Raw genomic sequence first — 25,256 nt, 5'->3', positions numbered from 1 at the left:
AGGTGAAATAAAATGCTTGCATGGCTGAATCATTATTTATTCGGTTATCTTTCTATAGAAATGACCGGTTTTTCCCCGGAACGTTTTCTTAACATGTGCAACGTACATGAAATTGAATTGTGGAAAGTCGTAAATTGCGGACATTCCTATCAGCTTTTCATGACGGTACAAGGGTTCCGTAAAGTGAAGCCCCTTGTGCGTAAATCGAAGGTCAGACTTAGGATTTTAAAAAAGTTTGGACTTCCTTTTTTTTTACATCGGAACAAAAAACGGAAACTATATGCAGCCGGGTTCATCAGCTTTTTTTTGATCCTCTATTCCCTTTCCCTGTTTATCTGGGATATTGAATTTGACGGGAACCGGATGTATACATACGACACTCTTTTAAAATTCTGCGAATCGGAAGAAATCCGATATGGCATGAAAAAATCAAAAATTGATTGTGATGTCCTGGAAGAATCTTTTCGAACCAAGTTTCCTGAAATAACCTGGGTATCGGCAAGGGTATCAGGAACCCGCCTTTTGGTTAAAATAAAAGAAAATGAAGTGTTGTCGGAGATTCCTGCAAAAGATGAAACTCCCTGTGACATCATAGCGGAAAAAGGCGGTGTAATCACCTCCATGATCGTTCGCAGCGGCGTTCCAATGGCAGCCATAGGTGATACGGTAGAAGAAGGACAGATACTGGTCAGCGGCGCCCTTCCCATTATCGACGACAGCGAAACAGTGATAAACACCCACTTTATACGCTCTGATGCGGATATAACAGCCAGGACAGAATATCATTTTACCAGACAGATGCCTCTTTTTCGGAAAATCGACGTAGAAACAGGGAAAGAGAGGAATGGATACTACATGAAGGCTTTCCGCTTTTCCTTCATGCTTATCCGTCCCCGGCCAGAGGGAACTTCCTGGAAAAGGACCATGGAAGAAGAGCAGCTTCATTTATTCCAGAATTTTTATCTTCCCATTTACTTTGGCAAAATAACAGGGAAAGAGTATATATCCTACGAGCGCCCCTATACAGAAGAAGAGAAAAAACTGCTGTCTGAGGATATCAACGAAAGGTACAAAAAAAATTTAATAGAAAAAGGGGTACAAATTCTGGAAAATCATGTTAAAATACTAGATAATGAATCTTTATGCCAGGTTGCCATAGATTTCGTGGTAGAGGAGCCTTTAGGAAGGCGGGAGGCGTTGAAGATACAAAGATCAGAGGAACCGGAGGAGACAAATCATTCAAATGAGCGTAATTGAGACAATCATAGACATTCCAGCTGAACACGAAAAAAATGTATGCGGACAGTTTGACAGCTATCTAAAGAAAATAGAACGGACCCTGCATGTTACCATGATTGGACGCGATGGCGCCCTTAAGATCATTGGATCAGAGCAAATGGTGCAGAAAGCAAAGAGTGTATTTAGTAATCTGATTGAGCTTTCCAAACGGGGAAATTCCATCACAGAACAAAATGTAGATTATGCCCTTTCTTTGTCATTTTCTGAAAGCGACAGTCAGATTTTAGAAATCGACAAGGACATTATCTGCAGAACCATAACGGGAAGGCCGGTAAAGCCAAAAACCCTCGGACAAAAGCAGTATGTGGACCAGATCAGAAAGAAGATGATCGTATTCGGAATCGGTCCTGCAGGAACCGGAAAAACCTATCTTGCCATGGCCATGGCAATCCAGGCTTTTAAAAACGGAGAGGTAAACCGGATCATTCTGACCAGACCTGCTATTGAAGCAGGAGAAAAGCTGGGATTTCTCCCGGGAGATTTACAAAGCAAAATAGATCCTTACTTAAGGCCTTTATATGATGCACTCTATCAGATTATGGGAGCAGAGAGCTATCTTCACAATGCGGAGAAAGGCCTGATAGAAGTAGCACCTCTGGCTTATATGAGAGGCCGTACTCTGGACAATGCCTATATTATTCTTGACGAAGCCCAGAACACCACTCCGGCCCAAATGAAGATGTTCCTCACCAGAATCGGCTTTGGATCAAAGGTAATTGTAACTGGTGACTTAACGCAAAAAGATCTTCCTACTGGAAGTTTATCAGGACTTGATACGGCCATGAAAATATTAAAGAGAATTGACGACATCGGTTTCTGCCATCTAACCAGCAGTGACGTGGTTCGTCATCCTCTGGTGCAGAAAATCGTACAGGCTTACGACGATTATGAGTCGAAGAAAAAGCCAGTGGAACGAAAGACAAAAGCCATTGGCGGCAGAAAGGCGCGTTATGACGATTAATATTGAATATGAGGCCGAAAAAAAGCTGGATATCCCATACGAAGATATCATTACAAGGGTAGTGGAAGATTCACTGGATTATGAAGACTGCCCATATGAGGCAGAGGTCAATGTCCTCATTACCGACAATGAGGATATCCGCCAGATCAATAACGAATATCGGAAGATAGACAACCCTACAGATGTTCTTTCCTTTCCCATGATTGAATATGAAAGGCCTTCGGATTTTGAACATTTAGAAGAAGCGGCGGACGACTGCTTTCATCCGGAAACAGGGGAGCTGTTACTGGGAGATATAGTCATATCTATCGATAAGGTGGAAGAACAAGCTGAAAAATACGGCCATTCCCAAACAAGGGAGCTTGCCTTTTTAGTCGCTCACAGCATGCTTCATCTATGCGGATATGATCACATGGAAGAGGATGAACGGGAGATCATGGAAAGGAAGCAAGAGGAAATCTTACGCCGGGGAGGATATACGAGATGATGAAAAAGGTATGGTTGGGATTCGCTGGCGTCATGCTGTCTGCCGCTTTTTTATCCGGCTGCGGTAAAAAATATGAAAAGGTATGGATTCCGGATCAATCGGTGGAAACCGACCAGGCGGAAACAAAAGAAATTAAAATAAACAGCAGTGAGTCAGCAGACGATGGGACAGAAGCGAATTCCGGTGAATACTATACCTTTGAAGAACGTACCGAAAAAGATGGTAAGATACGCAGCTACCTTACGGGGGAGATGGTGGATTCCGCTATCGGAAACCGGAGGCCGGTGGCAGTGATGATGAGCAATGACAAAGAAGCTCTTCCTCAATACGGAATCAACCGTGCCGGAGTGGTCTATGAAGCACCGGCAGAAGGTGGAATGAATCGTTACATGGCTATTTTGGAAAATTATGATGATCTGGACCGGATCGGCTCCGTCAGGAGCTGCCGCACCTATTATACATATTTTGCCCGCGAGTTTAATGCGATCTATGCTCATTACGGGCAGAGCACCTTTGCAAAGCCTTATCTGGCCAATGTGGATAACATCAACGGGCTTGACGTCATCGGTACGGTGGCATATTTCCGTACCAAAGACCGGAAAACTCCCCACAATGCATATACCAGCGGAGAAAGGTTAAACAAATCCATCCTTCAGTTGGGATACTCAGAAAGCTACGACCCGTCCTACCGCGGTCATTACCGTTTTGCGAAAGATGGCAGGAAGGTGACCCTTGAAGGAGCAAATGGCGTGGGCGATGCCTATAAGGTCTATCCAGGCTATGTGCTCAACAAGCCGTGGTTTGAGTACCATGAAGAGGACGGGCTTTATTACCGGTTTCAGTACGGGGCTCCCCACAAGGGAAATGAAGGCCAGATCAAGGTTAAGAATATCCTCCTTCAGTACTGTCCTTCCGCCCATTATGCAACGACAGAATATTTAAACATCAACGTACAGGATGACTCTTATGGCTGTTACGTGACAGAAGGCCGTTCCATCCCCATTAAATGGAGCAAAGACGGAGAATTCGGCCCAACACATTATTACGACATGGAGAATAACGAGATTATCCTGAACCAGGGAAAAACCTGGGTATGCATTATTTCCGCACAGGATTCTCCCAATGTAAAGTTATATGGAAAAGAATAGGACAAGTAAAAAACATGTAAAAAGGGGATCTTCCAATTTCCTGATCCAGGGAGTTATCCTTGCGGTGGCAGGCATCATCGTACGGATCATTGGAATGTTTTACCGCATCCCTTTGGCGGATATTTTAGGGAATGAAGGAAATGGATATTATAGCTCTGCCTATTCCATTTATTCCCTCCTTTTGATTGTATCATCTTACAGCCTGCCTACGGCAGTATCAAAGATGATTGCCACAAGGCTGGCGAGAAAGGAGTACTGCAATTCCATAAGGGTGTTAAAGGTTTCCCTGTTTTACGGTACGGTTGTAGGAGGGCTGGGAGCTGCTGTGCTTTGGTTTGGAGCGGATCTGTTTGCCAGCCATTTTTTAAAGATGCCTTACACCTTTTATGCCTTAAAGACACTGGCCCCCACCATTTGGGTGATTGCCTATCTGGGCGTATTTCGGGGTTATTTCCAGGGGATTGGGACCATGCTTCCAACAGCCATATCCCAGGTACTTGAACAGATCGTCAATGCAGTTATTAGTGTATACGCAGCTTCCAGGCTGTTTCAGGCAGGGCTTAAGTCCAATCTGGTTCACGGATCAACGGAATACTCCTTTGCTCTTGGAGCAGCGGGAGGAACTATTGGTACGGGAGCAGGTGCTGTGGCTGCCCTGCTGTTTCTCCTGTTTATTTTACTCAGCTACAGGCCAATCATGAGAAAACAGGCAAGAAGGGACAGGACAAGGCGTCGGGAATCCTATGGAGAACTTTCCGGCGTTCTTTTCATGACAGTCTTTCCCATTGTTTTAAGCAGCGTGGCTTATAACATCAGTACAGTGATTGACAACAGCATCTATGGAAACGGCATGACGGCTATGGGCATGGGCGCTTCGGAAATTGCTTCCAACTGGGGAGTAATCGGGAAGTACCAGCTTCTCTTTAACATCCCGGTGGCAATTGCCAATTCCCTTGCCTCCGCCCTCATCCCATCCCTTTCAAGAGCAATGGCAGAAGGTCAGAGGGGACAGTTAAAAAGCAAGGTTTCCATGGTGATTCGTTTTTCCATGCTCATCGCCATACCGGCTACGGTCGGCCTTACTGTACTGGCAGGACCTATCTGCAACCTGTTATTCAGCAGGAATGATAACTCGTCTCTTATTAAGATGATGATGTATGGATCTGTGGCAGTCGTGTTTTTCTCACTTTCCACAGTAACCAATGGAGTATTACAGGGGATCAACCGGATGCAGACCCCTTTAAAGAATGCGATCATTTCCCTGATCCTTCATGTAATCATCCTGTGTATCATGCTTTTCGGATTCCGGATGGGAATCTACAGCGTGGTTTTTTCCAACATCCTATTTGCCCTTACCATGTGTATCTTAAACGGAGCCGCAATCGGTCGATTTTTAAACTACAGACAGGAAATCAAGAAAACATTTATTATTCCCATCCTTGCATCGGGAGTTATGGGAGCGGCTGCTTACGGCACCTATTTCCTTGTGCATCTGACCTTAAAGCGCAATGTATTCAGTGTTCTTGCCGCTATAGCGATAGCTGTGGTAGTTTATGGAATTCTTCTTTTAAAACTGCGCTGTGTAGATGAAGCAGAGCTTTTAAGCGTTCCCGGAGGGAAGAAGCTGGTGCGCATTGCAAGAAAATTCCATCTTTTGTGATTAAAACCCAGGAAGAAGGCAGATACTATACTTACATGAAGGAGGTATCAACTCATGAAGAAGTATATGTTCTGCTTTCTTTTGTTCGTAGCGGCATCCGCCATCTGCTTAGGAATTGGATTTGCCATTACAAAGGACAGCGTAAGGCCTGAGGAGGCTCTGCCGGGGGCAACCATAGAAACAGAAACTGTAACGGAAGCGCAGATTGTGATAAACCAGGAAGAGGTTGAACCCGTAAATGCGAAAGGCAAAGAAAAATTTTATCTTGTCTCAGAGGACGGTTATCTTCTCGTCCTCTATCAGGATAAAACAACCATCTGCCTTTATACCCATATGCCCGTCACTGACTTTCCCGAGGAAGAGCGGGGGAAATTAATGGATGGCATATGGTTTTCTTCCATGATCGAGGTATTTAATTACCTGGAATCCTATACAAGCTAAAGAAATACTTGAAATGAAGAGGCAAACTGGATACAATAAGTCTGTCTGAGGATACAGGAGGATTTTATGAAACAACAGGTAATCATCGTAGGAGCAGGAGCTTCCGGTCTGGCAGCGGCTATCCAGGCAGCCAGACAGGGTGCTTCTGTTACCGTTTTAGAACATACAGCCAAACCGGGGAAAAAACTTCTTTCCACCGGAAATGGAAAATGCAATTTAACCAATCGAATGACCCCTGATGGCGCTTACCGGGGAGGTCAGCAGGAGTTTATTAAAAAAGTGCTGGATCGCATAACGGTGGAACAGACGCTGGAATTTTTTGAGGACCTGGGTCTTGTACTTACAGACCGGAATGGATATGTCTATCCCAACACCGGACAAGCTGTCTCCGTTTTAGAAGCTCTTATTTTTGAGCTTAACTATCTGGGCGTTTCCATCATCACTGACTGTCAGGTTGAGGAGATAAGGAAGGATTTAACCCTTATTACTTCTAAAGGAAAGAAAAAGGCAGATGCCATCATTTTAGCGGCAGGTTCCATGGCGGCACCAAAAACAGGATCCGATGGAAGCGGTTATCAGCTGGCAAGGGCTTTGGGGCACCGCATTGTTAAGCCGCTGCCTGCTTTGGTACAGCTAAAGTGCAGGGAAAAGTGGTACAAACAGGCAGCCGGTGTCAGGACAGAGGCTTCTGTGACGCTTAAAATAGATGGAAAAACTACAGCAGAAGACCGCGGGGAACTTCAGTTCACGGATTATGGAATCTCCGGCATTCCGGTTTTCCAGATCAGCCGTTTTGCTGCCAGGGGGATCGATACAGGCCGGCAGGTGACGGCAGAGCTGGATTTATTACCTTCCATGGATTTTAACAGTACCAGACAGCTTCTTTCGGAAAGGGCAAAGCGCTTTCGTTATCGGCCGGCGGAAGAATTTTTAAATGGCGTATTAAATCACAAGCTTGCCCGGATTCTTTTAAAGGAAGCCGGGATCCCAGAGAAAGGCTTTGTTAAAGATATCACAACCCTGCAGATTAAAGAGCTGACCTCTGCTTTAAAGGGACTTAAAACAGAAATCCTTGCCACTAATTCCTTTGATCAGGCTCAGGTGTGCAGCGGAGGCATTGATACCAGGGATGTGGACCCTAATACCATGGAGTCAAAACTAATGAACGGACTTTACCTGGCTGGGGAAATTCTTGACGTGGACGGCATCTGCGGAGGTTATAACCTTCAGTGGGCGTGGTCTTGCGGCATACTGGCAGGTACTAGTGCAGGAAAGGCTGTCCTTCGGGGACAGGAATGAGGAACGTAATGATCAGAATTAATCAATTAAAGCTGCCGGTGGATCACACAGAAGAGGCCTTATGGGCGAAGGCAGCAAAAACACTAAAAATTCCGGTAAAGGAAATCCACTCCATTCAAATAATCAAACAGTCTGTTGATGCAAGAAAAAAAGAGGAAATCTATTTTACTTACAGCATCGATGTGGAAACTACAAAAGAAGAGTCTGTGATACATAAAGCAAAAAGCGGTGATATTGGAATATCAGAGAAAAAAGAATATTCCTTTCCAAAGCCGGGTACCGAACGAATGACCAGCCGGCCGGTTATCATCGGTGCCGGACCGGCCGGACTTTTTTGCGGACTCATGCTGGCAAGACACGGATACCATCCCCTTCTTCTGGAACGAGGAGAGTCCGTGGAAAAGCGCAGGGAGGCAGTGGACTTATTCTGGAATGGCGGGACATTAAAACCGGATTGTAATGTACAGTTTGGAGAGGGAGGCGCAGGCACTTTTTCCGATGGAAAGCTTAATACCCTTGTGAAAGATCCTCTTATGAGGAACCGGAAGGTGTTGGAGCTTTTCGTGGAATTTGGAGCTGATCCCTCTATTCTCTATGTAAATAAGCCTCATATCGGCACCGATGTTTTAAGCGGCATCGTGAAAGGAATGAGGGAGGAGATCATAAATCTTGGAGGAGAGGTCCGTTTTAACAGCCGTGTGACCGATTTTATCGTAAAAGACGGTAGGATGCAGGGAGTAGTGGTCGATGAAAAGGAAGAGATTCCAACAGAAATTCTTGTGCTTGCTATCGGACACAGCGCCAGGGACACGTTTGAAGTCCTGAATAAAAAAGGCATTCCAATGGAAGCAAAGGCTTTTGCTGTGGGTTTAAGAATCCAGCATCCACAGGAAAGCATAAACCGTTCGCAGTATGGAACTGGAAACCATCCTATACTGGGTGCGGCAGATTACAAGCTGACCCATCAGTGCACAAACGGAAGAGGTGTATATACATTCTGTATGTGTCCCGGAGGATATGTAGTCAATGCCTCCTCAGAGGAGCACAGGCTTGCAGTAAATGGTATGAGCTATCACAAGAGGGATGGCGTAAATGCCAACAGTGCTCTGATTGTTACCGTAACACCAGAGGATTTTGGCGGAGCAACTCCCCTTGCCGGAATCGCTTATCAAAGACGGCTGGAAGAAGCAGCCTTTTTATGCAGCAGCGGGAAAATTCCAGTCCAGCTTTACGGAGATTTTAAAAAGAATCAGCCATCAAAGGCATTTGGCGATGTAGAACCGGCCTTTAAAGGTTTATATGATTTTGCCAACATGAGAGACTTTCTTCCTGAATACTTATCAGAATCCCTGATCCAGGGAGTGGAAGCCTTTGAACGACGGATTCACGGTTTTTCCAGGCAGGACGCCATCCTGTCTGGTGTGGAAAGCAGAACCTCTTCACCGGTACGCATTCCAAGAGGCGAAACCTTTGAATGCAGTATCAACGGAATCTATCCATGCGGAGAGGGCGCCGGCTATGCTGGAGGGATCACTTCTGCTGCAATGGACGGCTTAAAAGTGGCGGAAGCCATTGCTTCCAGATTTGACAGGTTTTCTATATAAATTGACGAAATCACAAAAATGATGTAAGATATGAAACAAAAAGAAATACAGAAAGCAGATGATAATGAAGATGAACGCCACAGAACGAGAGAAACTAAAGGATAAAAAAAGGATTGTGATAAAGATCGGATCCTCATCCTTAACCCATGCCTACACAGGGGATTTGAATCTGATGAAAATTGAAAAGCTGGTTCGGGTAATCAGCGATTTAAAAGGACAGGGAAAGCAGGTGGTTTTAGTTTCCTCCGGCGCAATTGCAGCAGGACGTCAGGCTCTTGGGTACCATACCAGACCTGTTACCATATCAGAAAAACAGGCATTCGCCGCCGTGGGCCAGGCCAGGCTCATGATGGTGTACCAAAAGCTGTTTGCTGAATATAATCAAATAGCGGCACAAGTTCTTTTAACCAAAAATACTATGGTTAATGACAGCAGCCGTTATAATGCCCAGAACACCTTTGACGAACTTTTAAAACTTGGGACCATCCCCATTGTCAATGAGAACGATACCGTATCCACCTCTGAAATTCCTCTGGTAGATAATTTTGGCGATAATGACCGGCTTTCCGCCATTGTTGCCGCATTGATCGGGGCAGATCTTTTGATATTATTATCAGATATTGACGGTCTTTATTCCGATGATCCCAGACAAAACCCGAAGGCGGAATTTATCGGCTTGGTAAAGGAAATCACGCCTAAGCTGCTTGATATGGGAAAATCCACTTCCGGAAGCGATGTGGGTACCGGAGGCATGGCTGCAAAGCTTGCGGCCGCCCGTATTGCTACGGACAGCGGTTCTGATATGGTCATTGCAAACGGTGACCAGGTGGAGGTCATTGAGCAGATCGTAACAGGCGAAGAAAAAGGAACCCTGTTCCTGGCCCATCCAAACCATGACTTTGACTTAATGGACTATATTAATCACGAATATTAAGGAGAACCCTATGAATCAGGATAAGATCGACAGAATCAATACACTTTATCATAAATCAAAAGCAACAGGATTATCGGAAGAAGAACAGGCGGAGCAGGCTGCTTTACGAAGAGAGTATATCGAATCCATCCGCAATAGTTTACGGGGAAATTTAAACAACATTTCCATTCAGGAGGAAGACGGATCCGTAACGGATTTGGGTAAAAAGTATGGAAAAGTTGGAGAAGAATGATATCAGGCGATTGATTAAGGAGCAGCGAAAGACCTTGGAAACGGTTACCGAGAGTCTATGGAACGATGCCATCTGCGAGCAGCTTTTAAGCCTTGATGATATCCTTCGGGCATATTGTGTATACTGTTATGTATCCTTTCGCCAGGAGGCAGGTACCTGGAAGTTTATGGAAGCATTATTAAAACAGGGAAAATACATAGCAGTACCAAAGGTCGTTGGAAGGGATCTTGAATTTTATTCCATTTCCGGAAAAGCAGATTTAGAAGAAGGCGTCATGGGTATTATGGAGCCCAAACCAACCTGCTTAAAAATCCATGATCCGGAAGCACCTGTGATTGTTCCGGGAGTTGCTTTTGATAAGTCGGGAAACCGGCTCGGATACGGCGGCGGATATTATGACCGGTTCTTCGAACGAGAACCAAACCATCCCCGCATTGCCATAGCCTACGGCTTCCAGGTTTTTGACCATATTCCTACGGAACCACATGACAAACGCATGGACAGGATTATCATTCCCTTTACACCCGATAGAGCGGGGTGGGCCCTGCCCAAAGTTTAAGGGCAATCATAAGGAAAAGATTGGAGGAACCTTTTATGACGATTACTGAAATCGGAAAAAAAGCAAAAGAAACAGCCGGAATTATAGGGATCCATGGCTCAGCAAGAAAGAATGAAGGCTTAAAGGCAGCAGCAGCAGCCCTGCTGGAAGGAGAAGCGGAAATCCTCGCCGCAAACCAGGAGGATGTAATAAAAGCTGCTGCTTCCGGAATGAACGCCGGACTGATTGACCGCCTGGAACTGACTCCTGCAAGAATCGAAGCCATGGCTGACGGACTTTTATCCGTGGCTGCGCTGGATGACCCGGTGGGAGAAGTACTTTCCATGAAGATACGCCCCAATGGCATGACCATCGGCCAGAAGCGCGTTCCTTTGGGCGTTGTAGGTATTATATATGAAGCCAGGCCCAACGTGACCGCCGATGCCTTTGGACTCTGCTTTAAATCAGGAAATGCCGTGATCTTAAAGGGCGGAAGCGATGCTTTGGAATCCAATATGGCCATAGTTAAATGGATCCGTACCGGACTTAGGAATGCAGGCCTTCCGGAGGATGCCATTCAGCTCATCACTGATACTGACAGAGAAGTAACAAAGGAATTCATGCGTCTTAGGGAATATGTGGATGTATTGATCCCAAGAGGAGGCGCTGGATTAATAAAAACTGTTGTGGATAACAGTACCATTCCGGTCATTGAAACAGGAACCGGAAACTGCCATATTTTTGTCGATGAATCCGCTGATTTTGATATGGCCCTAGATATTATATTTAATGCAAAGACCCAGAGGATCGGAGTGTGCAATGCCTGCGAATCCCTGGTCATCCACAGAACAATTGCCCCTCAGTTCCTGCCTTTATTAAATGAGCGGCTCGCTCAGAAATCGGTAGAGATCCGGGCGGATGAAGAAGCCTGTACCATGGCAGAGGGATTTGTCCCTGCAACCGAGGAGGATTGGGGCAGTGAATACCTGGACTATATTTTGTCCTTAAAGATTGTTGGCTCTGTGGATGAAGCGATTTCCCACATTAATCGTTATAACACCAAGCATTCTGAAGCCATCATTACATCAAATTATAATAACGCTCAGAAGTTTTTAAATGAGATCGATGCAGCAGCCGTTTATGTCAATGCATCCACACGCTTTACGGATGGATATGAATTCGGCTTTGGCGCTGAGATCGGGATCAGTACCCAAAAACTACATGCAAGAGGTCCTATGGGGCTTAAAGAACTGACGACCACCAAATATATCATATATGGGGATGGCCAGGTACGTCCGTAACCTGGGCTGTCTTTAATAAAAATAGCTGTGAGAAAGAATTTTCTTTCTCACAGCTATTTTATTGGAGAATCTTCAGTTCTCTTATGGAAGGGCTTCTTTCAGTCAGCTTTTGACGTATGTTAACTGGTATTTCGGTGAGTTAAGCGTTAATTCTGTATAATCCATGATCTGATTATTGGTCAAATAAGTAGTATTGGCAACTCTCAGAATAGGAGTATCCAAAGAAATTCCAAACATTTCTGCAATACTTTTTGAAGGATGAAGGGGGGTTACCGTATGGTCGCTGTATGCGATTTTCATTCCCTTTACCTTTTCAAAGTACTGATATTTAGACTGCTGCAGTACCTGCATAGAGATATCGGGATATAACCGGCTGGACATATAGGTTGTTTCAAACTGAAAAATTTCATCGTTTGCATACCGGATTCTTTCGATAAAATAAATAGGCTCTCCTGTCTCAATCTTTAAGATGGAAGCAATATTTGAAGGAGCTTTCTGAATCATAAAGGTGGGAACTTCTGTCCGGACGGAAATCCCCTGTTCACACATTACTTCTGAAAATCCCTGGATGGAACTGGGGTTTAATGTAACAGAAGGGTGGCACACAAATGTACCTACTCCGGCAACTCTTGTCAAAAGACCCTTTGCAACCAGATTATCTGTGGCTTTTCTGACGGTCACCCTTGACACATGATAGGTGTTAGAAAGCTCCAGCTCTGTGGGTATAAGATCGTCTTTCTTGTAATAACCTAAATTTATTTTCTGAAGCAAGTCATTTTCAATCTGTTTATATTGTGCAATTCTTTTTTCTGCCATAATTATCACCTCATTTTCTTAAAAAACCAGTTATTTAATTGTATTATACTTTGAAATAAATGACAATACATATTTGAATTAATATGTAAACTACGCAGCATATTAATAATGGTTGCTGCATAATCCATGATAATACAATTGAGCTAAATGTATTGACATTGCTGTGCAGTTGTAGTATATTATGTACAGAAATGATAATACATATTAAACAGAGATAAATACATTTTAACAGCAGGAGGTGCAATTAGTGAAAAATGTATTGTATATTCATACCCATGATTCCGGGCGGGTATTAAGTCCCTATGGTTATAAGGTTCCCACACCGAATATGGAATCCTTTTCCAGGACAGCAGCCGTGTTTCGGAATGCTTACTGTGCAGGTCCGACCTGTTCACCCAGCCGGGCAGCAATGTTGACAAGTACGTATCCGCATCAGAATGGCATGTTAGGTCTTGCCCAGAGAGGCTTTACCATGGATTACAGCAAACATCTGGTTCATTATCTGAACGGGAATGGCTACTATACCGCTCTTTGCGGAATTCAGCATGAAGCAGGCTGGTATCTGGAACGGAAACTGGGAGCGGCCGAGATTGGCTATCAGGAAGAACTGACCACAGATAATTCCGGATATTCTCAAGAAGAGCTGGTGGACTGGGATAAGGAAAATGCAAGTAAGGTCTGCGGGTGGCTGAAAAATTATAACAAAGAACAACCCTTTTTCCTTTCTTACGGAATGTATGCAACCCATCGGCGGTTTCCTGATAAGATTGATGAAGATATTGCCCCTGAATATGCCCTTCCCCCTTATCCGATTCCAGACACCAGGGAAACCCGTAACGATTTTGCAGGTTACCTGATGAGCGTCAAATGCGCAGATACCTGTTTTGGCCAGGTGATTACCTGCTTAAAAGAAGAGGGGTTGTGGGAAAATACTATTATACTCTTTACAACAGATCACGGTTTGCCAAATCCCTTTTCAAAATGTACTTTGTTTGACAGCGGGATCGGTGTGAATCTGATGATTCGTTCACCGGGAGCTTTGGCGAATGGAACCGTTGCAGACAGTCTGGTTTCCCATATGGATGTATTTCCTACGCTTTGTGAGCTCCTTAAACTGGAGAAACCGGAATACCTGGAAGGAAAATCACTGGTTCCTCTGCTGACAGGGGAGAAAGAGGAAATCAGGTCCGATGTCTTTGCCGAAATCAATTTCCACACTTCCTATGAGCCGGCACGTTGTGTACGCACGAAGCGTTACAAATATATCCGCTATTATGATACAACCTATTTGAAGATTAACCAGTCAAACATCGATGAATCTATGACAAAAGATTATTTTCTGAAGCAGGATCTGGAAGGCCAGACAAAGTACGAAGAAGCTCTTTACGATCTTCTTTATGACCCGGGAGAACGCAATAATCTGGCACATAACGGGGAATACGCTTCGGTTTTGAAAGAAATGAGCCAGAGATTACTGGTTTATCAAGAAGAGACAGGAGATCCGATTCTGAAAGGTGAAATTACAATAAAACCAGAATGGAAAATAAACAGAAAGGAGTGTAAGACCGCAAGTTCAAAAAATCCAGAAGATTATGTCAGCTTTGGAAAATGAAAGGAGGAAAAGGATGATAGGTATGATTGTAACCGGCCATGGCAGTTATGCCACTGGGATCACAAGCGGACTGAAACTGCTGGCTGGAGAGCCGGAGAATTATGAACCGGTGGATTTCCAGGAGGATGATTCTCTGGATATTCTAACCGGAAAATTAGCGGCAGCGGCCAAAAGACTTTCCCAGTGCACCGGAATTTTGATTTATGCGGATTTGACCGGTGGATCCCCGTTTAACGTCTCCGTTCGTATGAAAATGGAACGGTCTGGCAAAATAGCGGTAATCGGCGGAGCAAACCTTCCGGCAGTACTGGAAGGGTATATGTCAAGAGGTTCTGTTGACAGTGTTTCTGAAATTGCCGCAGAGAGCTTGACAGCGGGTAAAAATGCAATGGTACAGTTTGAAGAATCTGCTGTCGCGGAAGGGGATTACGAAGAATAATAAATGGAGGAATAAGGTATGACTTTTTTACAAGCTTTACTGATTGGAATATTTGCCTATCTTGGAAGTAAGCGTACACCATGGTTTTTTGGGGTAACCGGAGGGTGGAATATGATTGGGCGTCCTCTTGTAGCCGGCTTGATTGTTGGCGTGATCTTAGGGGATGTAAGAGGGGGCGTCATTGCAGGCGCCATGGTTCAGGCATTATTTATCGGACAGATCACGCCCGGAGGTGCTATGCCGGCGGATGTGAACTGGGCAGCCTATATTGGGATACCGTTGGCACTGGCGGCCGGAGGTACCGGAGAACAGGCAGTGGCCTTATCGGTTCCTCTCAGCATGCTGGGACTTGGACTATTTAATTTTATTATGACGATCAATGCATATTTTCCTCATATGGGAGATCTCGCCGCAGAAAAAGGAGATGGGGCCGGAATTCACCGCGCTACTTATCTGGCAGCCGTTCCAAGCTTTATTCTCCGGGCAGGCTCTGCCATGCTGATCTGTTATCTTGGAACACCCCTGGCAGAATTCCTGATCACCAGTATGCCACAGGGAATCCTGCACTTTTTTGAGGTAGCCGGAAAGATGCTCCCAGCCATTGGATTTGCCATGCTGCTTAAGCAGTCCCTTTCAAAGAAATGGATGCTTGTATTGTTCCTGATGGGCTGGATCCTGATCGGCTCTACCAATATGTCTGTTACTGCGCTGGCTGTATTTGCAACTGCAATTGCATTTATCTTTGTTATGGCCCAGGGCGGAACACAAGCGGCCGTACCGGCTCCGGTACAAAGCACAGAGGAGGATGGCTGTTATGAAGAATAAAAGAGAAAACTCATTACTTAACAAAAAGGATATTAACAAGGCTGCCTGGTCTTACATTTTCTTTATACAGGCAACCCAGAATTTTGAACGTATGATGGGACTTGCCTTTTGTCATGTGCTGGAACCGATTTTAAAGAAACTCTATAAAAATGATTCCGGTGAATACAAAAAATCCCTTCAGCGCCATATGCAGTTTTTTAACACAGAGCCTCAGCTTGGTGCCCTGATTCCCGGCATTACCATTGCCATGGAGGAAGCCCGTGCCATGGGAGAAGATGTCAGCGAAGAGCTGATTGTTAATACCAAAAATGCGCTTATGGGGCCTTTTGCCGGAATTGGAGACTCTATGTTAATCGGTACCTACAGTCCGATTCTGTTAAGTATTGCCATGAGCATGTGCATTAGTGATGGAAATCCCGTTGGTCCCTTGTTCTTTTGCGCGGTATGGCTTACCAGTGTGGTTGGCCTGCAGTGGTATCTGTTTCATAAAGGATATGATATGGGAATCGGTGCGGCAAACCTGTTTTTCACCAATCGTTCCCTTGCAGATAAAATCACTACCGGACTCACCATGATGGGTTTGATCGTAATAGGGGGAGTTGCTGCAACAACTGTAAAAGCGAATGTGGTTTACCAGTTTGTCAGCGGTGAAATGTCTCTTTCTTTACAGGAACAGATTTTTGATAAGATAATGCCTGGGATACTTCCCCTTTTGCTTACTCTGGCAGTGTGGTATCTGATGGATAAGAAGAAGTGGTCCGCCACAAAGATTATTCTCGGCATCGTTGCATTTACGGCTGTTATGGTATTTTTAGGGATCATGTAAATGCAGGATGACCAGAAGCGGCCGAACCAGAGGAGATTTTCTTATGAAGGATATGGTTTTAATAATGTCAGACCAGCATGGCTGGGATTACACAGGATTTTCAGAGGAACGGATTGATACGCCGGGTCTTAAAAAGATTGCAGAGGAAGGTCTGCTGTTTGAACGCTGCTATTGCAATTCGCCCCTTTGTGTTCCCTCGCGCATGTCATTTCTAACTGGAAAATTACCCTCACAACTAGGGATTTTTAATAATGATGCCGCTCTTGGCGGGGATGTGCCCACCATTGCCCATGAGATGGGACATCTGGGATACCAGACCGTTCTGGCCGGCCGGATGCATTTTAAAGGGGAAGACCAGAAGCATGGTTTTGATGAACGGTATTGCGGAGATATTACCTCTCAATTCTGGGGAACCGGAGGAAAAAAACGCCTGGATTTTGGTATGTATGCCGGAACCACGAACAGGAAAAACTGCCTGGATGCAGTTGGAGGGGGGATTTCCCCGGTTATGCTTTATGACGAAATGGTTTTCCGCTCAGCCATGGATTTTCTTGAGGATTGGGGAAAGAAGAAAAATAGAAGACCGCTGTTTCTGGTGATTGGATTCTATGGCCCTCATTTTCCTTTTACCTGCAAAAATGAGGATTACCTTAAGTACCAAAGCCGCTTTACTATAGAGGAATGTGAGAAAGAGGCAAGGATCCCTTCTTCTTCTGCTTATCATGAATTCCAGCAGGAATGTGCACCAGAGCATATGAGAAACTGCAAGGCCGCTTATTGCGGCCTGGTGGAACAGTTAGACCGGTATGTAGGGGAATTATATAATAAAATCAAGACGGTCGAAGCCGGACGGGAATATCTCTTTCTCTACACCTCTGATCACGGAGAACAGCTTGGAAAACGGAAACTGTTCGGAAAGCAGACCATGTATGAAGCTGCGGTCCGCATACCTCTTCTGGCATCAGGCACAGGGATAGCTCCGGGTATTTCAAAAGAGCCTGCAGGGCTTTTGGATGTATCCCGCACACTTTTGGAAGAAACAGGAAGGAATGAAAATTACTCCTGGCATCAGGGAAAGAGGCTTGATTTCAGTGGTTCCCGGAGTGAAAAATCCAGACTCGTTAGAATTCAGCAGATGGTGGGAAGTGATGACAGCCCGCAGTTCATAGAAGCAGTGGTTCTGGGACAATACAAACTAGTTAAGTCAGAAAATGAAACCATATGTCTATATGACTTACAGGAAGATCCCGATGAAGAACATGATCTGTCAATGACGAGGGAGGGCTTATTAAAAAAGCTTATGAAACAGATAGAAGAAAGCGGCGGCTTCCTGAGTAAACTTAAGGTTCAGTATCTAACTGACCGGGAGAGGGAAGCCAGAGATGGGCAGCGGCGGTTAAAAGCATGGGGGCAGGTGAAAAAGCCGGAAGAGTGGGCAACCATGAAAATAGATAAAAATACACTCATAAATCCAAGAGAATAGTTGGGAGGACTCCATGAAATACAATAAGTTTTGGACAGATATGCATAGTAATATTCACCATGAGCAAATGAATGAGCTCCCGGTGTGGTATGATCATATAAAAAAACAGATGGATTTCTGGCCTGTGGCTTATTATCCGTTTTACATGCGGCCCACACCGTCAGGGCTTGGGGTCGAAGACCGGTACGATGATGAAGCAGTTGCCAGGGACTGGGAATTATTAAGAAGCTTTACCGAGGAAGCCAACAGACAGGGATATCCAATGTTCATGGGTTATGAATGGCAGGGTGCCGGGCTGGATGGAGATCATAATGTGTTTTTCCTTCACAATAACGGAAAGCAGGAGCATCCGATGCGCTACCAGGACCTGGCCGCCGCCTATGAGGGGCAGGAGGTCATTGGAATCCCTCACCATCTGGCATACCAGCCTGGCTCCAGAGGTAAGAATTGGGACACCCATAACGAAACCTTTTCTCCTATCGCAGAAATTTACTCCAGCCACGGCTCCAGTGAAAATGACGATGGGCCTCTGTCTATGGACCGCCATGTCCATATGGGGCCGCGGACAGGAGAGACGAACTATGAGAAAGGCCTTGAACGAGGGTATAAAATCGGCATCATTGCTGCAGGTGATAACCACAGTATTCCCGCTGTTTTTGAAAATGGAAGCATGTGTGTGCTTGCAGAGGAAGGTACAAAGGAATCCATCTGGGAAGGACTGACAAGGCGGAGAACCTACGGGGTATCCCGGAGCAGGATTGAAGTTGACTATTATGTGAACTCAGCACCAATGGGATCTGAAATTGAAGCAGGCAAAGAAGTTGAATTAGAATTTCAGATAAAAGGGACCGGAGCGGTAGACAGGGTGGAGATTTTAAGAGATAATGTCTTAGAGGAAATGGTTGTGCATTCAGGCACATGGGAACGGGAGGAGCAGGTTGGATTGATCCGGTTCAAATTCCGTCTGGAGCTTGGCTGGGGACCGGATACCAGGGTCTACCATAACCACCTAAGGAAAGACTGGGAAGGACGCCTGGAAACGGACGGAAAACTGCTTTCTGCACAACCATGCTGGAATCACTATGGTCAGGAAATTGTTCAGGATGATGACAAGAGCTGCAGTTTTACCATGACTACATATCAGTCTCCGGCTTCCGGTAAATGGATGGGGTCGGAAAAGGCTGCAACAGAGGGTTTTATCTTTGAAGTGGAAGCGGATGTGGACAGCGTTCTGCGCCTGCTCGTCAATGGAAAGGAATATCTCCTTCCAGTGAGAGAATTACTTAACAGCTCCCAGGTTATGGCACTTTGGGATGAAGTGAACTGCCTGACTAAGGAAAACTGGGGTGAGATCACACATTACCGGAATGATCCATGGTGGCACAATGCCTATAAAATCCGCATTGGCAAGGCATATCCTGAAAGCTCCTATAAACTTACCGGGAAAAGAAAGATCCGGATGGAGCAAAGCGGAAATTTACGGCTTCGCATCTGGCAGAAAAATGGAGATGCCGCCTGGACCTCACCTGTGTTTATAACCGTAAAAGAATAAGGAAAGGGGACTATTTAATGATGGAGATTGTAAATGTCCGGATTGATGACCGTCTGATTCATGGACAGGTAGCTACTGTCTGGAGCCAGGTTACAGGAGCAACCAGGATTATGGTGGTTGATGATCAGGTTGTAAAGGATACAATCAATAAGGAGGCTCTTAAGCTGGCATGCCCGAAGCAGTGCAAGCTTTCAATTCTTACCGTAGAAAAGGCTGCCGCTAATCTGTGCGCTGAAAAATACGAAGGGGAAAGGGTCTTCCTGGTTGCCAAAAGCCCAAAAACCTTATGCAGGCTTTACGATGCGGGCTTCCACATGGATCAGGTAAATGTGGGAAATATGGGAGGAAAGCAGAACACCCGAATGTTAAAGAAAGCCGTAAGTGTATCAGAAGAAGATATTGCGGATTTTCTGTATCTGGCGCAACAGGGAGTTGCAATTACGGCCCAGATGGTTCCGGCCGATGAGGCACTGGATTTCATTAAACTAATCAATGAGCGGTAAAATGCAAACGTAACAGATACGTCTATCCTAGGTCATTGCAGCATTATCATACAAAAATCCATAACTAAATCTCATTGTAATATTAGCATTTTTTTAGCATCAGAATTTTATTATTATATGATAGAATTATGATGTTACAAATAATAGTTACAAAGGAGAAAAGTTATGGATTTTTCACTGCTTATTGGTATCATAATCGGAGTCGGTGCTCTTTTAACAGGTTTTGTTTTGGAAAAAGGTGCCATATACTCTCTGTTCCTTTTAAGCCCTTTCATCATCGTGGTAGGAGGAACCTTTGGCGCTGTCATTGCATCTTATTCCCTCAATGACATAGCAATGGCTTTGCGGGCCATGTTTCGAAGTTTTAAGCACCCCCATTCCGCCAGTATGGAAAAAATGATTGCCAAGATATCAATGATTGCGACCCGATACCGGACGGAAGGAGTCACTTGCCTGGAAAATATAAGCAGGGATCCGGAACTGAATCAGGAGGAATATCTGCTTCTTAAGGAAGGCCTGGTTCTTATACAGGAAATGAAGACACCGGAATCCATCCAGTACACCCTGGAATCTGATATCAGAGCCTATGTTCAGCAAAAAAGCATTGAGGCAAGTGTATTTGAGGCCGCTGCGGGATTTTCTCCTACCATGGGAGTTATCGGTACCGTTATGGGACTGATCATGGTACTTGCTTCCGGTTTTGAGGATCCTTCAGAGCTTGCAGGTTCCATCGGTACTGCGTTTGTGGCAACCCTTTACGGTGTGTGTTTCGCCAATCTCATTTACATGCCAATTGCGAACAAATTAAAAACACAGCTTAAGAGAAAGCATATCCAAAAAGAAATGATCGTGGACGGAGTATGCATGATTGCCAGCGGTAATACCTCCCGAAATATTGAAAATGAACTCGCCCTTTATTTCCAGGCTTTTTCAGATGGAGCCAAACGGTACAAACAGGGTATTGAAAACTAAAATTGGGAGGAACAAAGGATGCGCAGAAGAATCCTGGAAACAGAAGGAGAAAAAGACAATTCGGAGCGCTGGCTTCTTACATATTCTGATATGATTACATTGCTTTTGGCTTTATTTATCATCCTGTACGGCATGAGTTCGGTTGATACGATGAAGCTAAAAGAGATGTCCAGTGGTCTGGAGAAGGTTTTAAACCATACAGGCCAGGCGGATAGTTCTGCCATGGGAGATAATATTTCCGTTTCTGCAGATAATCTGGACAATGTCTATCTGGCTTTGAAAGCTTATATTGCAGAGCGTGACCTGGGGAATATGATCGATGTATCTTCCAGCGGTTCCGCTGTAAGCATACATTTAAAAGATGCTATGCTGTTCAAACCGGATACAGCAATCCTGCTTCCGGACAGCAAGCCGGTCATTCAGGAAATCAGCAGCAGTCTTGAGGCCATATACGGTGACATCAACCACATTACGATTACAGGCAATACGGCGGATTTGGGCCACCATGATACGGCCAATGAGGCGGATTCCTGGCAGCTGTCCGTAGACCGGGCAGTTGCGGTTTTAAACCAGATGACCGCTATGGGACTGGAACCGTCTAAAATGTCCATTGAGGGGAATTCTCATTACAATCCCATTGCCACCAATGATACGGAAGATGGAAGAGCAAAAAACCGCCGGGTAGAAATTACCATTACGGGACGGGCTAATTAGAGAAGAATCGCACATACTATGAAAAACCTCCCGTATTCCGATGATTATTATTTGACATTATTATCTATTTATGATAGACTACGGGCAAATGAAACGAAATGAGGTGAAAGGATGAAATAATAATTCTTGCTAAGGTAACTGTATGACGAGAAGGAAAAGAGACATTGTCTTTTTTTTGTCATGCCTGTTTTTGCAAGAATATTATTTCATTCTCATACCCTTTTTATGTCATAAAGACATGAATTAAGCAGAATATTAGCCCTATGGGCTTGTTTTGATGCGAACGGCTGTGAGAGAATGAATTCTTGCAGTCGTTTTTTGTGCGGAAATATTATTTCCTGCCTGATTGGAGGAATCTCTATGTCATTAATACAAGTCACTGATTTGTCATTCACCTATGAAGGAAGCCCAGATCCCGTCTTTGAACATGTTTCCTTTCAGATTGACACGGATTGGAAGCTGGGCTTTACAGGTAGAAACGGGAGAGGAAAAACCACCTTTTTAAATCTTCTGATGAACCGTTTTAAATACACAGGAACTATTATTTCAAATGTCATGTTTGACTATTTCCCTTTTCCTGTGCCGGATGAAGAATGGAACACTATGGAAATTCTGGATTCCCTCCTTGGGGAATATTTATTCTGGGAGCTTAAAAGAGAGCTTTCCAGACTAAAAGTTTCTGAGGATGTACTATACCGGCCTTTTTACACACTTTCAAATGGGGAGAGGACTAAGGTCCTTTTAGCAGCCCTGTTTTTAAGAGAAGGTCACTTTCTGCTGATCGATGAACCGACTAACCACTTAGACCGGGAGGCCAGGGAACTGGTAAGCCAGTATTTAAACAGCAAAAAGGGATTTATCCTGGTATCTCATGACCGAAAATTCCTGGATGCATCCGTGGATCATATTCTATCCATAAACAAAACAAATATTGAAGTTCAGAAAGGCAATTTCACCTCCTGGTATGAGAACAAGCAAATGCAGGATCAGTATGAACGGTCCGAAAATAACCGGTTAAAAAAGGACATCCGTCATCTGGAAGCAGCCGCAAGGCAGTCAGGCGAATGGGCGGATCAGGTGGAGTCAATAAAGATCGGGAAAAAGTCCATAGGCCGTGAGAAGTCCATTGATACACGGGCCTATATAGGCGAAAAGTCCAGGCGGATGCAGATGCGCAGAAAGAGTCTGGAACTCAGGCAGGACCGTGCCATTGAGGATAAAAAAGGGCTTTTGAAAAATATAGAAGAGGCAGAAGATCTCAAGCTTTATCCATTAAAATACCGCTCATCCAGAATTCTTTCATTAAAGGATGTTGTTCCTTTCTATGAAGGACCTGTCTGCGGGCCCGTCAGCTTTACACTGGAACAGGGACAGAGAATATCCCTGCAGGGGAAAAATGGCTGCGGAAAATCCTGTATACTAAAGCTGATCGTCGGCAGGGAACTGACGGGAGACAATATTTCCTTTGAAGGGTATAAGGAAATACCAAATGGTCTTAAAATATCCTATATATCCCAGGATACTTCATTTTTAAAAGGGAGCCTGACAGAATACTCCAGGGAAAGCGGTATTGAAGACTCTCTGTTTAAGACGCTTCTTCGCAAGCTGGACTTTTCCAGAGAACAGCTGGAAATACCCATGGAATCCTATAGCGAAGGGCAGAAGAAAAAGGTTCTCATTGCCCGCAGCCTCAGTGAGCAGGCCCATCTGTATATCTGGGATGAACCTCTTAATTTCATTGATGTATATTCCAGGATCCAGATCGAGAATTTAATCCTTAAGTTCCAGCCGACCATGTTGCTTGTGGAGCACGACGATGCATTTACCGGGAAGGTGGCTACCCGTGTGGTGAAACTGATGGATTGATGACTATATACCTTTTGGCGGCCGGGACATCATTGTGATGGCCGCCATGACATGGGCTATGCCAAAAGGGCTCATTGTTGCGGGACCAGTAAGCGATCACACCCTGTCCTTTTTTGCCGCATTCCCCTGCAAAAGAAAGCAATTGAAATTAATCAGGCAGATTACTGCCCACATGAAGGATGTTTCCACCGGAAAAGCCGATTTTGTTATTTGCAATAAAAAATATTTATGATATAATGGGAAAACCGAATAAAAATTAAGAGGTTATACAAATGGATTATATAAATATGACTTATGAGGAAACCCTCAGCCAGGCACCAAAGGAAGAGCCAGCAAGACAGTACTACTTTATAGAGCGTTACCGGGATATTCTGGATAAATTAAAGGAAACATCAGGAAAAGAACAATTTACTTTTCACATCGCTACCTTCGGCTGTCAGATGAATTCCAGAGATTCCGAAAAGCTTCAGGGAATTTTAGAAGCAATCGGCTTTGTGGAAACCGACACGGAAGAAGCAGACTTTGTTCTATATAATACTTGTACGGTCAGAGAAAATGCCAATGACAGAGTTTATGGACGTCTTGGATATTTAAACAGTTTAAAAAAGAAAAATCCTCACATGATGATCGCTCTTTGCGGCTGCATGATGCAGGAAGAAAAAGTAGTTGCCAAGATTAAAAAGAGCTACCGCTTTGTGGATATTATATTCGGCACTCACAACATTTTTAAACTGGCTGAGCTAATGTATGAACGCCTGGAAGAAAAAAAGATGGTTGTAGACATCTGGGAAGGAACGGACCGGATTGTGGAGGATCTCCCTACGGACCGGAAGTACCCTTTTAAATCCGGCGTTAATATTATGTTTGGCTGCAACAATTTCTGCAGCTACTGCATCGTACCCTATGTGCGCGGCAGGGAGCGAAGCCGCAGCCCAAAAGACATTCTGGAAGAGGTAAAACAGCTTGTAGATGACGGCGTTGTGGAGATCATGCTTTTGGGACAGAATGTTAACTCCTATGGAAAAAACCTGGAAACACCCGTAAGCTTTGCAGCGCTTATGACCCAGATCGATCAGGTAGAAGGCCTGGAGCGGATTCGTTTTATGACTTCCCATCCGAAGGATTTGTCAGACGATCTGATCGAAGCTATGAAAAATTCAAAAAAGGTTTGCACCCATCTTCACCTGCCTCTTCAGTCAGGCAGCAGCCGTATTTTAAAGGTCATGAACCGGAAATACACCAAGGAACAGTATCTGGAGCTTGTAGAAAAAATCCGGACAGCCATGCCGGATATTTCGCTGACCACAGATATCATTGTAGGTTTCCCCGGAGAGACGGAAGAGGATTTTAACGAAACCCTCGAAGTGGTGAAAAAGGTGCGTTTTGACAGTGCCTTTACCTTTATCTACTCCAAACGTACCGGTACACCTGCGGCCAATATGGAAGAGCAGGTACCGGAAGATGTGGTAAAGAACCGCTTTGACCGTCTGCTGGCTGAAGTCCAGAAAATCTCTTCCGAGGTCTGCGGAAGAGAGGAACACACCGTTCAGAAGGTACTGGCGGAAGAGGTGAATGATCATGAGGAAGGTCTTTTAACCGGCCGTTTGAGCAATAACACTACTGTTCATTTTAAAGGGGATTCTTCTCTTATTGGAAAAATCGTGGACGTATATCTGGATGAATCCAGAGGATTTTACTACATGGGAACTTTAAGACCATAAACAGAAGAAAAAGGAAGTGAAAG

General features: G+C 44.7%; 24 protein-coding genes. 23 read left to right on the top strand and 1 reads right to left on the bottom strand.

Annotated elements, in window-relative coordinates:
- Positions 1–12: 12 nt before the first annotated feature.
- The 12 genes from yqfD to BMW45_RS24125 all read left to right on the top strand — a co-directional run bounded on the left by yqfD (position 13) and on the right by BMW45_RS24125 (position 11,904).
- Complete coding sequence (gene yqfD, locus BMW45_RS24180; protein ID WP_092249979.1) at positions 13–1,257, top strand: sporulation protein YqfD; 1,245 nt, start codon at positions 13–15, stop codon at positions 1,255–1,257.
- Positions 1,244–2,260 (top strand): PhoH family protein, encoded by a 1,017-nt coding sequence (locus BMW45_RS24175; RefSeq protein WP_025233184.1) that lies wholly within the window; start codon positions 1,244–1,246, stop codon positions 2,258–2,260. The genes yqfD and BMW45_RS24175 overlap by 14 nt, the downstream gene beginning before the upstream one ends.
- Entirely contained in the window at positions 2,250–2,747 is a 498-nt protein-coding gene (gene ybeY / locus BMW45_RS24170) for an rRNA maturation RNase YbeY (protein WP_025233183.1), read from the top strand. Before BMW45_RS24175 ends, ybeY begins: the two co-directional genes overlap by 11 nt.
- Positions 2,744–3,895, top strand: a complete 1,152-nt coding sequence (locus tag BMW45_RS24165; RefSeq protein WP_092249976.1) for a DUF3048 domain-containing protein — start codon at positions 2,744–2,746, stop codon at positions 3,893–3,895. Before ybeY ends, BMW45_RS24165 begins: the two co-directional genes overlap by 4 nt.
- Positions 3,882–5,555, top strand: coding sequence for a putative polysaccharide biosynthesis protein (locus BMW45_RS24160; protein WP_092249973.1), 1,674 nt, complete (start codon positions 3,882–3,884; stop codon positions 5,553–5,555). Before BMW45_RS24165 ends, BMW45_RS24160 begins: the two co-directional genes overlap by 14 nt.
- 54 nt (positions 5,556–5,609) lie before the next feature.
- On the top strand, positions 5,610–5,996 hold the full coding sequence (locus BMW45_RS24155; protein WP_025233180.1) for a hypothetical protein: 387 nt from the start codon (positions 5,610–5,612) through the stop codon (positions 5,994–5,996).
- A gap of 66 nt (positions 5,997–6,062) precedes the next feature.
- Positions 6,063–7,295, top strand: coding sequence for a BaiN/RdsA family NAD(P)/FAD-dependent oxidoreductase (locus tag BMW45_RS24150; protein ID WP_092249970.1), 1,233 nt, complete (start codon positions 6,063–6,065; stop codon positions 7,293–7,295).
- A gap of 8 nt (positions 7,296–7,303) precedes the next feature.
- A complete protein-coding gene (locus BMW45_RS24145) occupies positions 7,304–8,899 on the top strand; it encodes an NAD(P)/FAD-dependent oxidoreductase (RefSeq protein WP_092249967.1) in 1,596 nt (531 codons plus the stop codon).
- A 70-nt stretch (positions 8,900–8,969) separates the two neighbouring features.
- Positions 8,970–9,833, top strand: a complete 864-nt coding sequence (proB, locus tag BMW45_RS24140; protein WP_025233177.1) for a glutamate 5-kinase — start codon at positions 8,970–8,972, stop codon at positions 9,831–9,833.
- 10 nt (positions 9,834–9,843) lie between these two features.
- Positions 9,844–10,065: a DUF896 domain-containing protein gene (locus BMW45_RS24135; protein WP_054790714.1), complete on the top strand. Its 222-nt coding sequence runs from the start codon at positions 9,844–9,846 to the stop codon at positions 10,063–10,065.
- A complete protein-coding gene (locus tag BMW45_RS24130; RefSeq protein ID WP_092249964.1) occupies positions 10,043–10,624 on the top strand; it encodes a 5-formyltetrahydrofolate cyclo-ligase in 582 nt (193 codons plus the stop codon). Before BMW45_RS24135 ends, BMW45_RS24130 begins: the two co-directional genes overlap by 23 nt.
- Before the next feature lie 35 nt (positions 10,625–10,659).
- Complete coding sequence (locus BMW45_RS24125; protein WP_092249961.1) at positions 10,660–11,904, top strand: glutamate-5-semialdehyde dehydrogenase; 1,245 nt, start codon at positions 10,660–10,662, stop codon at positions 11,902–11,904.
- A gap of 102 nt (positions 11,905–12,006) precedes the next feature.
- Here the strand turns inward: BMW45_RS24125 and BMW45_RS24120 are convergent, their stop codons facing one another.
- Entirely contained in the window at positions 12,007–12,720 is a 714-nt protein-coding gene (locus BMW45_RS24120; RefSeq protein WP_092249958.1) for a GntR family transcriptional regulator, read from the bottom strand.
- A gap of 247 nt (positions 12,721–12,967) precedes the next feature.
- Here BMW45_RS24120 and BMW45_RS24115 point away from each other — a divergent pair, with 247 nt between their 5' ends.
- The 11 genes from BMW45_RS24115 (at position 12,968) to miaB (ending at position 25,233) form a co-directional block, all read left to right on the top strand.
- A complete protein-coding gene (locus BMW45_RS24115; RefSeq protein ID WP_207649147.1) occupies positions 12,968–14,332 on the top strand; it encodes a sulfatase family protein in 1,365 nt (454 codons plus the stop codon).
- Between the two features lie 13 nt (positions 14,333–14,345).
- Entirely contained in the window at positions 14,346–14,771 is a 426-nt protein-coding gene (locus BMW45_RS24110) for a PTS sugar transporter subunit IIA domain-containing protein (RefSeq protein ID WP_092249952.1), read from the top strand.
- A gap of 18 nt (positions 14,772–14,789) precedes the next feature.
- Positions 14,790–15,596 (top strand): PTS mannose/fructose/sorbose/N-acetylgalactosamine transporter subunit IIC, encoded by an 807-nt coding sequence (locus BMW45_RS24105; protein ID WP_025233170.1) that lies wholly within the window; start codon positions 14,790–14,792, stop codon positions 15,594–15,596.
- Positions 15,586–16,422: a PTS system mannose/fructose/sorbose family transporter subunit IID gene (locus tag BMW45_RS24100; RefSeq protein WP_092249950.1), complete on the top strand. Its 837-nt coding sequence runs from the start codon at positions 15,586–15,588 to the stop codon at positions 16,420–16,422. The genes BMW45_RS24105 and BMW45_RS24100 overlap by 11 nt, the downstream gene beginning before the upstream one ends.
- 43 nt (positions 16,423–16,465) lie before the next feature.
- On the top strand, positions 16,466–17,905 hold the full coding sequence (locus BMW45_RS24095) for a sulfatase-like hydrolase/transferase (protein WP_166433466.1): 1,440 nt from the start codon (positions 16,466–16,468) through the stop codon (positions 17,903–17,905).
- Positions 17,906–17,918: 13 nt separating this feature from the next.
- Positions 17,919–19,457, top strand: a complete 1,539-nt coding sequence (locus BMW45_RS24090; protein ID WP_207649145.1) for a PHP domain-containing protein — start codon at positions 17,919–17,921, stop codon at positions 19,455–19,457.
- Positions 19,458–19,474: 17 nt separating this feature from the next.
- Entirely contained in the window at positions 19,475–19,960 is a 486-nt protein-coding gene (locus tag BMW45_RS24085) for a PTS sugar transporter subunit IIB (RefSeq protein WP_242883219.1), read from the top strand.
- A gap of 165 nt (positions 19,961–20,125) precedes the next feature.
- Complete coding sequence (locus BMW45_RS24080; protein ID WP_025233165.1) at positions 20,126–20,932, top strand: motility protein A; 807 nt, start codon at positions 20,126–20,128, stop codon at positions 20,930–20,932.
- Positions 20,933–20,950: 18 nt separating this feature from the next.
- Positions 20,951–21,646 (top strand): OmpA/MotB family protein, encoded by a 696-nt coding sequence (locus tag BMW45_RS24075; protein ID WP_092249944.1) that lies wholly within the window; start codon positions 20,951–20,953, stop codon positions 21,644–21,646.
- Between the two features lie 360 nt (positions 21,647–22,006).
- Positions 22,007–23,512, top strand: coding sequence for a ribosomal protection-like ABC-F family protein (gene abc-f / locus BMW45_RS24070; RefSeq protein ID WP_092249941.1), 1,506 nt, complete (start codon positions 22,007–22,009; stop codon positions 23,510–23,512).
- A gap of 272 nt (positions 23,513–23,784) precedes the next feature.
- Complete coding sequence (gene miaB / locus BMW45_RS24060; RefSeq protein WP_092249935.1) at positions 23,785–25,233, top strand: tRNA (N6-isopentenyl adenosine(37)-C2)-methylthiotransferase MiaB; 1,449 nt, start codon at positions 23,785–23,787, stop codon at positions 25,231–25,233.
- Positions 25,234–25,256: the final 23 nt, after the last annotated feature.

Source organism: Lacrimispora sphenoides, assembly GCF_900105215.1.
In the GTDB taxonomy this organism is placed as follows: domain Bacteria; phylum Bacillota; class Clostridia; order Lachnospirales; family Lachnospiraceae; genus Lacrimispora; species Lacrimispora sphenoides_A.
The sequence above is the reverse complement of the archived record's forward strand: the minus strand, read 5'-3'. Positions and strand labels throughout refer to the sequence as shown.